Below are 14,137 nucleotides of genomic sequence, written 5' to 3'. Positions count from 1 at the left end.
GCTTCGGTGCGGTCGTGGGGGCAGACTTCTCGGCCGCGGCGGCGTCAGACACTCGTTCTCCTTCTCGGGCAATGCGTTCGCCCAACTCTACCGGCGCGCATCGAGGCGCCCGGCGCCCTCGAGATCAGCCGAAGACGAGCAACGATGCGGCTGCGACCGACTGCATCCACTCGAGCACGAGAGGCCGGTCGAGAGCCGCCGCCCACGCGATCGCGATCTGCAGCACAGCGACGACGTCGACCAGGGCATTGGTGAGCGGCGTGCGCGCGCCCGGAATCAGGGCAATGGCCAGCAGCGTCAGCAGCAGGAAGGTGACGCCGGCTGCGCCGGGGTGGAAGGCCCCGAGCAAGAAGGCTCCGTTGAGCAGCAGGAAGACGATGCCTGACACGACGAGTGCAGCCGGGCGGCGCACGATGATGCCCACGAGCCAGGCGCTCGCGAGCGGGGCGACGATCAGCCATCCCGTGGGCGTGGTGTACAGCGCGCCGAGCGCGGCGACGCCCTCAGGCAGCCCCGCGACGATAGCGCTGAGATCTTGCCCCGGCCAGGGAGAACCGAAGAAGAGAACGTTGAGAAACGCGATCGTCGCGAACGCCCCGAGCGTCGGAAAGGCGATGACGAGCGTGTTGGCCGCACGCAACCCCGGCGACCACGAGCGCCCCGTGCGCAAGAACGGCGAAGCCAGGGCGCCGATGAGCGCGAAGAGAATGCCCGACGGATCGCTGAGTGCGGCGAGCATCAGCAGGATTCCCCCACGGAAACCCGACTCGGTGTTGCCCCAGTTGACGAAGCGAACGATGTCGGCCAGCGCGAGCGCGAAGAATGTCAGGGCGAGGAAGCCAGGAAGGTTCTCGAGTGCGAAGTAGAAGAACAGCGGGTTCGCCGCCAGCGCGATCACCAGAATGATGCCGGTCGAGCGCGGAATCGCTCGCTGAGCGATGATCTCAGCGACCTTCTGCAGCAAGAACCCGGCGGCGACTGCACCGATGATGCTGAGCCCGAGGCGCCCGAACGGGTTGGCGGCGGCGATCAGATTCGAGACGTGCGGATACAGCAGGGCGAGCCACTCGGCATCTCCCCGGTTCCAGTCGATCGCCGCGACCCCATCGATGAGCCCGGCATTCGGAGTCGCGTCAGATGAGGGCACGCCCTGCACCAGCACCGCGATGACCACGAGGGGGGCCATGAGCCCGAGGCGGAGCATCCATCGCGCGAGCGGGCTGCGCGGGAAGGGGTCGAGCCGAGTGCGAGGTGCGGTGCGATTCTGCCGGTCTCGACGCAGCACCGTGGTCTCAGTTGTGCTGGACATGAGTGGTCAGACCGTGCTCGGTCTTCTCCCAGTAGTGGGGCTTGGTGATGAGCTGCCAGAGCCCCTTGTATGCGGCGATCGAGTGCAAGAGCCAGTAGAGCGGGTTCAGCAGGGCCCAGAGCATGAGGTGGAAGGTGCCGCGCTTGTACGGGCCCATCATCGAGAGGTAGATCATGATGACGTTGCCGACGACGAAGTTGAGCAGCGTCAGCCAGAGCAGCCACACCGGAAACAGTTGGCCGAGAGTGTCGACGGGCAAGAAGATCGTGAATACCGTCACGACGTAGAACGGGATCACCCCGAGGAAGGTCGCCGGTGTGCCCGCGATGAGCAGCACGAAGCTCAAGAACCGACGAAGACCGATCTGCCGGATGAGCGCCACCGGTTGCCTGGCGTGCACGAGCGTCGTCTGCATGTAGCCCTTGATCCAGCGGGAGCGCTGCCGCACGAAGTTCGGAATCGAGGTGTTCGCCTCTTCCATCGTCGTCGAGTTGATGACGCCCACGCGGTAGCCCAGAGCGCTGGCCCTGATGCCGAGGTCGGCGTCTTCTGTCACGTTGTACGGATCCCACCCGCCCAACTCGATGAGCGCCGAGGTTCTGAAGTGATTCGACGTGCCCCCGAGCGGAATCGGCAGATCGCCCAAGTCGAGACCGGCGAGCATGTAGTCGAACCAATAGCTGTACTCGAGCGTGAACATGCGCGTGAGCGCGTTCTCTCGATCGTTGAAATAGTTGAGCGAGGCCTGCACGCACACGGTCTCGCTGCCGCCACGGCGAAACGCGACGACAGCCTTCTTGAGCTGATCGGGGTCTGGGGTGTCTTCGGCGTCATAGATCACGAGGTACTCGCCGGTCGCGAAGAAGAGGCCGACATTGCAGGCTCGCGGCTTCGTCTGCGGGTGCCCCTTCGGAATCGTGACGATGCGAAAGTGCGGGGGCGGGTTCGAGGTGAGCACCGCGTCGCGCGTCTCGTGGTCTTCTTCTTCGATGAGAATCAGCACCTCGAGCTTCTCGGTCGGGTAGTCGATGCCCCCCAGATTGCGAATCAGCTGGCCGACGATGTTCGCCTCGCGGAACACGGGAACCAGCACCGTGTATCTCGGCAGTTCGCGCTCGACGAGCGCATCGACCTGCGCAGAGCTGACCCGTTCGACGACGTCGTAGCGTGCACCTCGCATGGCGACGATGAACTTGAAGCTCGTGCCCGCCAGAAACACCAGACTCATCACCGTGAGGGTGACGATCGCCGTCTCGATGGGCCACACGATGGCCGACACCAGTAGCGCGAGGGCTGTCAGGATGAGCCCGATCTTCTGGCTGCGGCTGAACGTGATGCGCGCCGACATGCGCGGATTCTGACGCCACAATTCGTTCGCCGCCTCATCGGCGATCTCACTGCGGAAGAGCCGCAAGCACGAATTCTTGATGCCCCACGACGTCGTGGCGACGAACTGCAGATCGGTCTCCTTGAGCACTCTCTGAATTCGCGCCACACGCTCGGGGGCGACGCCCCTGGCCGTGGCGACAATGATCGAGCCGTTCGTCGAACGCCGGATGGGCATCCAGTTCTCAGCGATGTAGACCTGACCAGGAGCCCGACGAATCAGATTCTCATCGAACGCCACCGCATCAAGATCGATCGGATGCACGCCCCACGCTTGCGCTTCGGCGAGCAGCAACGACTCGGTGTCGAGCAGCCCCTGGCTGATGAGCACTTCGTCGATGTGCGCGCCCGTGCGCTGCTTCACCTGACGTGCGAACGCGAGCGCCTCGGCCGACACGAGTCCCGCCTGCAGCAGCAGCGCGGCGAACGCTTCGCTGTCGGCGACGCGGGTCGCCGACACATCTCCCCCCAGAGCCATGACTCGATCGTACTGGCGTTGCCCCCGAGACGGACGCCCCAGAACGGGGTGCGCCTCAGGCCGGGTGGGGCGGCGAAGCCTTGCGCAATCGGTTCGCACCGCCGACGAAGAGTCCGCCGATGAGGGCCAGTGCTCCGAGCGAGCCGAGCCCCGCCGCGATGCCTTCTGGCGCGGCACCCACGAGCGCGAGAGTCCACACCAGGTCGATGACTCCCGCAGCGATGATGGCGAAGCCCCATCCCCTGATGGCGCCGGCGCTGCCGGGATCGTTCGACTTCACCAGCACGAAGATGGCGACACCCAAGACCACGAACGAGAGCACGAACTCGAAGACGAACACCGGGGTGTAGCCGGGAATGATGCTCTCGATCATGCTCACGGTCGAGAGGCCCCCGATTCCGGAGAATGCGCCGAGCACACCCCTGAGGATGCCCAGGATTGCCCCCACGATCAGCAGTGCGTTTCGGCTCACAGTCGCGAGGCTAGTCCCCCGCCGCTTGCTGATGCAAACTCACGATGGGCCTCGAGCGAGGGAGAAAGGATAGTGGGCGATACTGGGATCGAACCAGCGCAGTCGCCACAGCGACTGCGAGGTCACTGGGCCGGGGAAACGATGGTGGGCGATACTGGGATCGAACCAGTGACCTCTTCCGTGTCAGGGAAGCGCGCTACCGCTGCGCCAATCGCCCATTCGCATGGGGTGTTACTCGGTGTGGTAGCTGTGAGGTGGCGACGGGATTCGAACCCGTGTATACGGCTTTGCAGGCCGCTGCCTCGCCTCTCGGCCACGCCACCGTGGGTGATCGCCCCCAGCTACCTGGGGCGATCACTCGAGCGGATGACGAGATTCGAACTCGCGACCCTCACCTTGGCAAGGTGATGCGCTACCACTGCGCCACATCCGCATTTCGCGTCCCGTTGCCGGGCTGCATCGAAACTCTAGCCCACATTTTCACCAGCGGCCAAACCGGCGCGCGTTTGTGACGGGATGCTCGCGCGCGGTCGAATCTGCCGCCACCGTTTATGGCAAGATGGTCTCGCACGGGCGATTGGCGCAGTTGGTAGCGCGCTTCCTTCACACGGAAGAGGTCATCAGTTCGAGTCTGGTATCGCCCACCGGCAAGCTCTGCACGCACCTCAGATCACACTGAAGTCTTCGGTCGCGATGCGCTCGATTCCCACTCCGTGCTTCTTCAGGTCGTCGGCGATCGACTCCATCATCGGCGCTGGCCCGCAGATGAGGAACGTCTTGCCGTCGAGGCCGCCGACCTTGTCGGCGATGGTCGTCGCGTCGAGAAAGCCGTCGTCGTCTGAGCTGTGCGGCACGTACACGAATCGCTCGGGGTCGAGGTGCAGCGACTCGATGTCGTCGTGATAGATCGCCTCGTCTGGGGTCTCGACGCTGTAGATCAGGTAGATAGTGCGGTCGGTCTCGTGCATCAGCTGGTCGTCGTTGATCATGCTGAGAAACGGCGTCAGCCCGATGCCGCCAGCGATGAGCACTGGGTCGAGGTCTGGGTCGGCGGCGAGGTTGTCGCCGAACTTTCCGTACGGCCCCCAGATGCGCGCCCGCTCACCGCCCTGCAGCGAGTCGAGCCCGCTCGTCCAATCGCCGAGCTCTTTGACCGAGATGCGCAGGTGAGGTTCTTCCGGCGGCGACGAGATGCTGAAGGGGTGAGGTTCGGCACTCACTGTCTCGGTGTCGAACGAGATGTAGATGAACTGCCCAGGGCGGTGCTTGAGGTGTCGTCGAGGGCGCACTGGCTTCAGCGAGATCTCGATGATGTCACCACGCTCCGTTGTGGCCACAACCTCGTAGTCGTAGAGCGGGCCGATCCAGCGGTAGAGCAGCCTGATGTAGATGTAGCAGAGCACCGCTATCGCCAACCACGCGAAGAACCACACCCGAAGCACCGGGAAGGTCATGATCTCGGCGTTGGCCACGATCATGTGCACGATCACCACGATGAGCACCAGCCCGAAGAAGTGGTGCGTCTGCTTCCATACGTGATAGCGCAGGCTGATCCAGAGCGACACCGACACGAGCACGAAGAAGAGCAGCAGGGCGATGATGCCCGAGTTTCTGACCCAGTCGTCTGAGAACCAGAAGAAGCGCAAGAACTCCTGCCATTCGGGCAGCAGCCGGACCGCCAGGAAGAGCGGGTGCAGAAGAATGAGAAAGAAGGCCGTTTGACCGATGTGGCGGTGCGCCTTGTACACCTTGTCGAGTCCGCCGAAGAGCCGCTCGACGACGCTGAAGCGCGTCGAGAGGATGAAGGTCCAGCAGATGAGCGTCGTGGCTCCCATGCTGCCGACCTTCGCAACGTAGGTGAACGGCTCGTCGTACCACTCATCGAAGTACCACATCGAGCCGATCCAGATCAGCAGCGAGAGCAGCGTCGTCGCGGCGACGACGGCGTATCCCCAGTGGTATTGCTTCTTCATCGAAGCGGCAGGCTATCAGCCGCACCGTGACGAGGGCCGAGAGCTCGACCTGATCGTGCTGCCCTTCACAACGACCAGCGCCATGCCTCCGCACAGCAGTCCGAGCATGAACGCGGCGATGCCGATGACGAGCACAGCGCCCAGCTGCCCCAGAACGAGCGCGGTCGAACCAGTGGCGGCCATCCCGAAGCCATCAGCGAGCAGTGCGAGCACCACTCCCCCGACAGACACCGCCACGATCACCGCCACGGCCGCTCGACGGCCCCTGTCGGCGCCCGCGCGGCCCCTGGCGACCACCGCCGCGGCCGCGGCCGCGGCGAAGACTGTTGTCGACGCGAGCGCCATCGGCGAGAGGAAGGCAAGCCCGAGCCCGATGGCGCCCCACGCCGTCACCACCCCCCAGACCACACCGCGAGCGTCGAACGGTCGTCCCGCGATACGCGTCGTGAGCACCCAGACGGCGGCTCCGAGCGCGAGGCCGACGAGTGCATTGAGCGCGATGCGTCCGGTGGCGTCACTCACGATGCGTTCGACTCCGAGCATCCACCCCATCGCCCCAACGGCGACGAACGCGGCCGCGATGAGAGAGCGCCCACGACCCGTCTCTGGAGTGAGATCGTTCTCGAGAGCCGGCCTCGGCAACATCGTGAGTGCGATGACGGATGTTGCGGCTGCCACGTGCGAGGCGTGCACTGCCGCATAGTCGACGGCGCCGAACACGGTCTGCACGAGTGACGGCAGCGAGCCCATCGTGGCCACGAAGACCGGCTGAAAGACCAGCAGCGACCACGAGCCGGCGAAGACAGCTGCGCCGACAGAGCCCAGCCTCCGTGCCGTGAGCACGACGAGTGATGCCGCGACTGCTGCGGCGAACGCGGCGTCGAGCACCCGTGCGGGCAGATCTGCGGTGCTGCTCACGAGTGAGGAAACCGTCAGTGAGGCCACGGCAGCCACTAGACCGGTGCTCAGTACGCCGATGATGAGACCGCGGCCACGCCGCGCCGAAGCGAGGAGGAGTCCGACGGGAACGAGCACTACGAGCACTGTGGCGAGCCACTGCAGAGCAGCATCGCTCACGGCCATGGGCTCACCCTTTCGTCGCTCAACGCCCGAGGGGCGCTACTCCCAGTGTGAGAGTAGCGCCCCTGCTGTCGTTCCTTGCGGAAGGACGGGAGTTGCTTACTTGGCGTCGAAGACGTAGCCCGCTTCGCCGTGAACGATCGGGTCGATGCCCGCGATCTCGTCTTCCTCGGTCACTCGGAAGCCGATGGTCTTCTCGATCGCGAAGCCGACGATGAACGCGACAACGAACGAGTAGAACATCACGCCGAATGCTGCGATCGCCTGCACGGCGAGTTGACCGAAGTCGCCACCGGTGAAGAGCCCGGTGCCGATGGCGAAGAAGCCAAGGTACAGGGTTCCGATGAGTCCACCGACGAGGTGGATGCCGACGACGTCGAGCGAGTCATCGAAGCCCCACTTGAACTTCAGTTCAACCGCGAGAGCGCAGAGCACACCGGCGATGATGCCGAGCAGAAGAGCGAAGCCGGGCGCGAGGTTGGCGCACGCAGGGGTGATGGCGACGAGACCAGCAATGGCACCCGAGCCTGCACCGACCGACGTCGGCTTGCCGTCTTTGATCTTCTCGATGATGAGCCAGCCGAGGATCGCGGCTGCTGTCGCTCCGAGCGTGTTGACGACGATGAGACCGACGTTTGCCATGCCGTTCGCGAATTCTGCACCGGCGTTGAATCCGAACCAGCCGAACCACAGGATTCCGGCGCCCAGAAGCACGAACGGCGGGTTGTGAGGCACGTGAGCGCCCTTGGCGAAACCGACACGCTTGCCCAAAACGAGAGCGAGTGCGAGTGCCGCAGCTCCGGCGTTGATGTGTACCGCGGTTCCACCTGCGTAGTCGATCACTTCGGGGAGGCCCAAGAGGCCCCCGAGCTCGAGAATCCAGCCGCCGCCCCAGACCCATGCCGCGACCGGGAAGTAGACCAAAGTGGCCCAGATACCGGCGAAGAGAATCCAGGATCCGAACTTCGCGCGGTCTGCGATCGCGCCCGAGACAAGAGCCACGGTGATGATCGCGAAGGTCGCTCCGAAGGTCGCGCCGACCAGACCCTCGTTCGCCGCAGCGACCAGCGTCGCGTCGTCTGAGGCAAGATCCGAAGCAAGAGTCATGAGACCAAAGTCAGCGAACGGGTTGCCGAAGAGCTGTCCCGGCCCGTCAACGGCCGACATGTTGAAGCCGTAGAGCACCCAGAGCACGCTGATGAGGCCCAAAGCCCCGAAGCTCATCATCATCATGCTGATGACGCTCTTGGCTTTGACGAGGCCGCCGTAGAAGAATGCGACACCCGGTGTCATGAAGAGAACAAGGGCGGTGGCCGTTATGGCCCAACTGAGTTCGCCGGTATCCATCAGTTTCTACCTCTCATAGTGGAACGTGGGTCGCGACCGTCGGGTTAGGGGTACCCAGCACGACGGGAATCCGCCGCGGTCACGAGCCCAGTGTTCAGGTGAGAAGTTTCAGCACCGGTGTCGTCGTGTTTCTCGAGTGTTACGCGAAAGCGCCCAGCGTAAACATCACGTTTCGTGAGTCGGCGAGTCACCTTCGATGTCGCGAAGAGCCCTCTGGGCGTCGATCGCGTCGTGGTCGGCCGAGTCTGCCAGTTCGTCGGGAACCGTGGTCGCCACGGGACGACTGCCCGTCAGGTACCCCGACCGCGCCAGCGCGAAGCTGCCGACCGCGCTCGTGAGCACTTGAGCAATGATGGCGATGATGCCCTTGATGAAATTGAGAACGCTGAAGTCGAGCGTCACGACACCGACGATGATCAGTGCCACTCCGAGACCCGCTGCTGTTCCGATCGCACTGGTGCGCGTGTAGAGGTCAGGCAGCTTGATGATGCCGATCGCAGCGCTCGCGATGATCACGGCCCCGAGAACGAGAAAGCCGTTGCCGATGACAGAGACCACGAGTTCGGCGTTCATCGCTGGCCCCCCTGCAGCAGTCGGGCGAGCGAGAGTATCGAGAGGAAGCCGAGAATGGCGGCCACGAGGATGATGTCGATGACGGCCTCGATCGAGAACAAGAGCCCGAACACCGCGACGACGCCGATGAAGGCGAAGAAGATAAGGTCACCAGCCACAGCCGAGTCTGCCGCCGTCGGGCCTTGCACAATGCGCACAACGGCGAGCACGACTGACACGGCGAGCAGTGCGAGAACGATGACGGCGATCACAGTCGAGATCATGCGTGCCCCCCACCGCTGGCCGTGACCGGTGGCCGCCAACGAATGCCCCTCAAGAGGCGGTCGTGGGTCTCACGAAGCCCTCGACGAAAGCCATCGGCGTCGCCCGCCACGAACATGCCGTGCACGAACATCACCCGTTCGTCGCGATTGAGCGAGATCACCAAGGTGTCTGGTGTGATCGTGATGAGTGCGAGCAGCAGACTGGCCTCTGCGTCGCTCAACTCATCGATCTCGAATCGCACGATGGCGGGCTGGGGCTGTCGACCTGGCGTGAGTATGAGCAGGCTCACCCGCACGCTCGTGATGACGAACTGGGCGGTGAACCACGCAGTGAACAGGATGGCCCGCACCGGCAGGCTCCACGGTGAGGTCATCATCGCCCGATCACCGCCTGCACGTACGCGCTCGTGTCGATGAGCCCGGCTGCTGCTTGCTCGGCGAGCGAGAGCATGAGCTCTCCGCCCAGTCCCAGACCCACGCTGAGTGCCGCCAGCACGAGCGCGGGCACGATGAGCCGTGCCGGCGCGCGAGTGCCCCGGTGCTCATGTGGGTCTTCTTCCGCCGTGATCGCTCCCCGTGGTGGAGCATGGTGCTCGATTGCATGGGCGGCCTCGACGTCGACCGCAGCCGAGTCAACGGTGTCGTCATCGAAGAGGTTCTCTCGAGCGCGAATGCGCGCTTCGGCGGCGAGCTGTTCGACGTCGGAGTGCCGCTTGCCGTTGAACATAGCGGCCCACACCTTCATCATCGACATCAGCGCGACCAGGCTAATGACGATGAGCAGGGCGGCGATGAGCACGTTGTCGGCGTCAGCGCTCGCGAGAACCAGTGCGAACTTCGCCACGAAGCCCGAGAACGGCGGCAGACCCGCGAGCGACAGCGCGCCGACGACGAACGCCGCGGTCAGCAGAGGCTCGCGCGTGCGCAACCCGGCGATCCGGTCGAGTCGACCCGAGCCATAGGTCTGCTCGATGGCGCCGGCGATGAGCAGCAGGCAGCCCATGACGATCATGTGGTGCACCATGTAGACGATGCCGGCGCTCAGCCCGAGGGGCGTGAAGAGCGCGACGCCGACCAAGATGAAGCCGATGCCGCTGATCATCTGGAAGACCAGCAACGGTCGCAGTTCGGCCTCGCCGAGAGCGGCGAACGCTCCCACGACGAGCGTCGCGGCCGCGAGCACCAGGATGGCGAGCATCCATGTGTCATCGCCTTCGAACACGACGGAGCCGATGCGATAGACGATGTAAATGGCGATCTTGGTGTGCAAGCCCGAGAACAGGGCCGCGACAGCGGGCGACGCCGAGGCGTAAGCCCTGCCGAGCCAACCGTGCACAGGAAACAGCGCTGCCTTGACGGCGATCGCCGCCAGGCAGACAGCGGCGGCGATCGCCGTCGCCGGCGACTCGGCTGCGCCCGCGAGCTCGGCCAGGTTCACCGTGCCTTCAACGGCGTACATGAGGCCGACGCCGGCGAGAAAGAGTGTTGAGGCCAGCAAATTGACGGTGACGTACAGCCTCGAGCCGCCCATGTCAGATCGTCGGCTCAGAATCACGAGCAGGCCGTAGGAGGGCAACAGCATGACCTCGATGAACACGAAGAGGTTGAAGAGATCGGCAGTGAGGAGAGCGCCGGCAACGCCGCCCATGAGAACGAGCACGAACGCCGTGATCGACGGGCTCCGAGCTTCGCCGCTCGCGATCATGTACTGAAAGCTCACGGCGCCCATGATCGCCGCCACCGCAAGAATCAGGCTCGAGAAGGCATCTGCGACGAAGGGAATCGAGATGCCGCCTGGCCAGAGCGCGATCTGGTGCGCCAGCACGCTTCCGTCTGAGGTGACGATCACGAGAGCGACCGCTCCGACGAGCATGGCCGCGAGAGTGCCCATGCCGAGAAGATGGCGCAGTACATGCTGGCGGGGAAGGGCGAGCAGAACACCACCCATAAGAAGCGGTGCCGCCACGAGCATCGGCAGAAGCGGCTCCATGATGCTGATCACCGTTCTTCACCCACCCTCGTCGGGTCGAGCTCGCCCGGCTCGTGCGTCTCGGGCTCAGTGTCATCATCGCGACGGCCGATCACAGCGAATGTGGCCATGACCACGGTGATCGCGAACGCAATGACGATCGCCGTCAGCACGAAGGCTTGCGGAAGAGCGTCGGCCGCCTGTGAGGTGTCGGTGCCGAAGAACGGCGCGTCACGACGGGCGACGCCGCCCGCGGCGATGATGAGCAGGTTGACGGCGTGGGTCAGCAGCACAAACCCGAGAATGATGCGGATCATGCCGCGCTGCAGCACGAGAAACACTCCTGCTGCTGCGAGCAGGCCGATGCTGAGGGCAAGACTCATCTGGACACCTCCGTGCCTGGCGTGAGCTCGACGTGAACGGTGTCTCGGGGCTCGCTCAGTTCTCCGTGTCGATCTCGCACTCCGCCGAGTTCGTTGAGCAGGGCGACGATGATGGCGACGACGGCGAAATACACACCGAGGTCGAAGATGAGAGCGCTCGTGAAGGCGTACTCCCCGCCCCACGGCAGTGGAATGTCGACGTGCACTGGTCGCAGGAACGAGCCGACGAGATACCCGGCCAGTCCCGTCACCACCGCGACGACGACGCCGGCAGCCAACAGAAGGCGGTACGGCCACCTCACTGGTGCGCTGCGGTCGGTCGGTGCCCCGAGATAGGCGAGAGCGAAACCGGTGCCTCCGACGAGCGCTGAGATGAATCCACCGCCGGGTTCGTAGTGCCCGCGCAGCAGCAGGTAGATCGACAGCACGATGATGATGGGTGCGGCCCAGCGTGCGATCACCCGAATCGGCAGTGTGTTGTCTGCTGATCTCACGAGAGCCGTGCCCCTCCAGGCGTCGAGATCGGGCGTGCGCTCGTCGAGCAGTCGGCGAGTGCCGAGCACCCCCATGATGACGATGCCGGCGATCGCGATCACCGTCAGTTCGCCGAGCGTATCGAGCGCGCGGTAGTCGACCAGAATCGTGTTCACCACGTTGGTGCCACCCGTGTCGACGTAGACCTCGTCGAGAAAGTATTGCCCGACATCAGATATGCCGCGACGGCCGGTGAAGACGAGGGTTGCGACGGTCGCGGCGACACCAGCACCCACCGCGATGAGCGCGGTGACGAGTTGACGTGATCGAGCGACGCGATGGAAGACCGCTGGCAGTCTGCGCAGCACGAGCACAAGAGCGACCACCGTGAGCAGCTCGACCAGCAGCTGCGTCAACCCGACGTCGATGGCGCCGAGTGCGAAGAACCAGAGCGCGACCACGAAGCCCGCCCCACCCACCAGAATGAGCGCCGTCAGTCGCGAGCGGGTGATCACCGCGGGCACGACGGTCACCACCAGGAGGGCGAGCATGAGAGCGTCGGTGAGAGGCTCGCCCGGCTCGATGAGCTCGCCCGCCGACGGGGCCATTACGATCGCCGCGATGGCGAGTGCACCGAGCAGCAGCCACGGAGCGCCCAGGTGCAGCGGCTGGGCGTCGCTGCGGGTCAGGTCACCGACACGAGCGCCGAGCCTGATCGACCCGGTGCGAATGCGCTCGACCACGTCGATCGCCGTGAAGCTCAAGATTCTGCGCTCGAACACCCGGTCGAGTCGACGCCGCAGCCCGATGACGACGAGGCCGAGCGCGATGATCGAGAGCGAGAGTGCGAGTTCGAGGGTGAGCCCGCCGAAGAGCGCGAAGGTCGCCGTAAACGGCTGCCCCGCGGCCGCGCTGCCCGCGGCACCGATGAGAGGGTGCAGCCAGACGATGCCGAGGCCGAGAACAAGGCCCAGGGCGGCGGGAAGCAGGGCAGGGGCGATGAACAGCAGGCCCGCCTCGCGAACCCGGTCGGGCATGCGATGCGTATCGAGATCGTCGGTGGGGCGCTTAGATCCGCGGTAGTCGGTGAAGCCGCCGAGCACGATGCGCCCCGTGTATGCGAAGGTCGCCGTCGCGCTCAGCACCGCAGTGCCCGCCAGCAGCAGACCCAGCCAGAACGGCCCCCCGGGCTCGGCCATCTGACCGAGCAGGTACTCCTTCGAGATGAAGCCGAGCAGCGGAAAGACTCCCGCCATCGACAGCCCGGCCAGCACCGTCGTGACGAACGTCAACGGCATGCGGCGGCGCAGCCCTCGCAGCAGGCGGATGTCGCGGGTACCTGCCTGCTGGTCGATGATGCCGACGACCATGAACAGCGCGGCCTTGAACAGCGCATGGGCGAGCGTGTAGAGGGCAGCGGTCGCCAGAGCCGACGGTGTGCCGATGCCGATGAGCGCGACGATGAAGCCCAATTGGCTCACCGTCGAGTAGGCCATGATCTCTTTCAGGTCGAAGCGCCGCAGGGCGAAGACAGCGCCCATGATGGCGGTGATGAGACCGCTCGACACCAGAATCGACTGCCAGACCACGGTGCCGGCCAGCGCAGGCGAGAAGAGCAGCACGAGGTAGATGCCCGCTTTGACCATCGCGGCCGCGTGCAGGTAGGCGCTGACCGGTGTGGGCGCGACCATCGCATCGGGCAACCACATGTGAAACGGAAACTGAGCAGACTTGGTCATCGCCGCCAGCGCGACGAGCACCGAGACCGCCGCCGTGAAGCCGGGGTCTGCCTGCCAGGCGCCGTCGGCCAGCGCCTCGCTCACGACCGTGGTTCCGGTGCGCGTGATGATGAGCACGACCGCGAGCAGCAGCGCGAGGCCGCCGAGGGCTGTCACGAGCAGTGTGCGCACGGCTGGTGCGCTCGCGCGGCGCCCCGAGCGGTTGATCAAGAAGAACGAGCACAGCGTCGTGAGCTCCCAGAACACGAACAGCATGACGAGGTCGTCCGCCAGCACAAGGCCGGTCATGGCGAACGCGAACAGCAGCATCCAGGCGAAGTAGCCGGTGTGTCGGTGCACCGAGCGCTCAGACAGATAGCGTGCCGAGTAGGCCATGACGAGGGCGCCGATGCCCAGCACGATGATCAAGAACAGTGCGGCGAGCCCGTCGAGACGCAGGCGCAGTGCGATGTCGAGCGTCGGCATCCAGGGCACGGCCTCGCGCACCACGGCTCCCGGCTCGATCACCTCGGGCACCCGCAGGCCGACGAGCACCGCCAGCACCGAGAGGCCGATGGCTGCGATCCAGCCGGCGTCGCGACCGATCACCAGCGTGGCGACCATGGTGAGTGCCACGATCGCGAGCGTCGCGACGAGCAGCGCCGTGAGAGTCACGTCGCGTCCGACGTGAGCGGGCGGGCGGGCGTCATGG

At 65.0% G+C, this 14,137-nt stretch carries 12 protein-coding genes and 4 tRNA genes; 1 reads left to right on the top strand and 15 read right to left on the bottom strand.

Annotated elements, in window-relative coordinates; all coding sequences use genetic code 11:
- Positions 1-124: 124 nt before the first annotated feature.
- The 6 genes from KIT89_RS02920 to KIT89_RS02895 all read right to left on the bottom strand — a co-directional run bounded on the left by KIT89_RS02920 (position 125) and on the right by KIT89_RS02895 (position 4,078).
- Positions 125-1,309, bottom strand: a complete 1,185-nt coding sequence (locus KIT89_RS02920; protein ID WP_297603043.1) for a hypothetical protein — start codon at positions 1,307-1,309, stop codon at positions 125-127.
- Entirely contained in the window at positions 1,293-3,173 is a 1,881-nt protein-coding gene (locus KIT89_RS02915; RefSeq protein ID WP_297603041.1) for a glycosyltransferase, read from the bottom strand. The genes KIT89_RS02920 and KIT89_RS02915 overlap by 17 nt, the downstream gene beginning before the upstream one ends.
- Positions 3,174-3,228: 55 nt before the next feature.
- The gene (locus KIT89_RS02910; protein WP_297603039.1) at positions 3,229-3,645 is read right to left on the bottom strand and encodes a hypothetical protein; all 417 of its coding nucleotides are present in this window, start codon (positions 3,643-3,645) and stop codon (positions 3,229-3,231) included.
- A 142-nt stretch (positions 3,646-3,787) separates the two neighbouring features.
- Positions 3,788-3,862: transfer RNA gene (locus tag KIT89_RS02905), tRNA-Val, on the bottom strand.
- 35 nt (positions 3,863-3,897) lie between these two features.
- Positions 3,898-3,968: transfer RNA gene (locus KIT89_RS02900), tRNA-Cys, on the bottom strand.
- Positions 3,969-4,006: 38 nt separating this feature from the next.
- Positions 4,007-4,078: transfer RNA gene (locus KIT89_RS02895), tRNA-Gly, on the bottom strand.
- A 138-nt stretch (positions 4,079-4,216) separates the two neighbouring features.
- Here KIT89_RS02895 and KIT89_RS02890 point away from each other — a divergent pair.
- Positions 4,217-4,289, top strand: a tRNA-Val gene (locus KIT89_RS02890).
- Between the two features lie 21 nt (positions 4,290-4,310).
- Here the strand turns inward: KIT89_RS02890 and KIT89_RS02885 are convergent.
- The 9 genes from KIT89_RS02885 to mbhE form a co-directional block, all read right to left on the bottom strand.
- On the bottom strand, positions 4,311-5,618 hold the full coding sequence (locus KIT89_RS02885) for a ferric reductase-like transmembrane domain-containing protein (RefSeq protein ID WP_297603037.1): 1,308 nt from the start codon (positions 5,616-5,618) through the stop codon (positions 4,311-4,313).
- Positions 5,619-5,633: 15 nt separating this feature from the next.
- Positions 5,634-6,701 carry a hypothetical protein gene (locus KIT89_RS02880; RefSeq protein WP_297603035.1) on the bottom strand — a complete coding sequence of 356 codons (1,068 nt, stop codon included), beginning with the start codon at positions 6,699-6,701 and terminating at the stop codon, positions 5,634-5,636.
- A 96-nt stretch (positions 6,702-6,797) separates the two neighbouring features.
- Entirely contained in the window at positions 6,798-8,045 is a 1,248-nt protein-coding gene (locus KIT89_RS02875; protein WP_297603033.1) for an ammonium transporter, read from the bottom strand.
- A gap of 165 nt (positions 8,046-8,210) precedes the next feature.
- The gene (locus KIT89_RS02870; RefSeq protein ID WP_297603031.1) at positions 8,211-8,618 is read right to left on the bottom strand and encodes a monovalent cation/H(+) antiporter subunit G; all 408 of its coding nucleotides are present in this window, start codon (positions 8,616-8,618) and stop codon (positions 8,211-8,213) included.
- Complete coding sequence (locus tag KIT89_RS02865) at positions 8,615-8,881, bottom strand: monovalent cation/H+ antiporter complex subunit F (RefSeq protein ID WP_297603029.1); 267 nt, start codon at positions 8,879-8,881, stop codon at positions 8,615-8,617. Before KIT89_RS02865 ends, KIT89_RS02870 begins: the two co-directional genes overlap by 4 nt.
- Positions 8,878-9,258 carry a Na+/H+ antiporter subunit E gene (locus KIT89_RS02860; protein ID WP_297603027.1) on the bottom strand — a complete coding sequence of 127 codons (381 nt, stop codon included), beginning with the start codon at positions 9,256-9,258 and terminating at the stop codon, positions 8,878-8,880. The genes KIT89_RS02865 and KIT89_RS02860 overlap by 4 nt, the downstream gene beginning before the upstream one ends.
- The gene (locus tag KIT89_RS02855) at positions 9,255-10,871 is read right to left on the bottom strand and encodes a monovalent cation/H+ antiporter subunit D family protein (protein ID WP_297603025.1); all 1,617 of its coding nucleotides are present in this window, start codon (positions 10,869-10,871) and stop codon (positions 9,255-9,257) included. Before KIT89_RS02855 ends, KIT89_RS02860 begins: the two co-directional genes overlap by 4 nt.
- A gap of 8 nt (positions 10,872-10,879) precedes the next feature.
- Complete coding sequence (locus KIT89_RS02850; protein ID WP_297603024.1) at positions 10,880-11,233, bottom strand: sodium:proton antiporter; 354 nt, start codon at positions 11,231-11,233, stop codon at positions 10,880-10,882.
- Entirely contained in the window at positions 11,230-14,100 is a 2,871-nt protein-coding gene (gene mbhE, locus KIT89_RS02845) for a hydrogen gas-evolving membrane-bound hydrogenase subunit E (RefSeq protein WP_297603023.1), read from the bottom strand. The genes KIT89_RS02850 and mbhE overlap by 4 nt, the downstream gene beginning before the upstream one ends.
- Between the last annotated feature and the right edge of the window lie 37 nt (positions 14,101-14,137).

The sequence above is a fragment of the Microcella sp. genome (genome assembly GCF_025808395.1).
Classification (GTDB): Bacteria; Actinomycetota; Actinomycetes; order Actinomycetales; family Microbacteriaceae; genus Microcella.
This window is presented reverse-complemented; position numbering and strand designations above follow the sequence as displayed.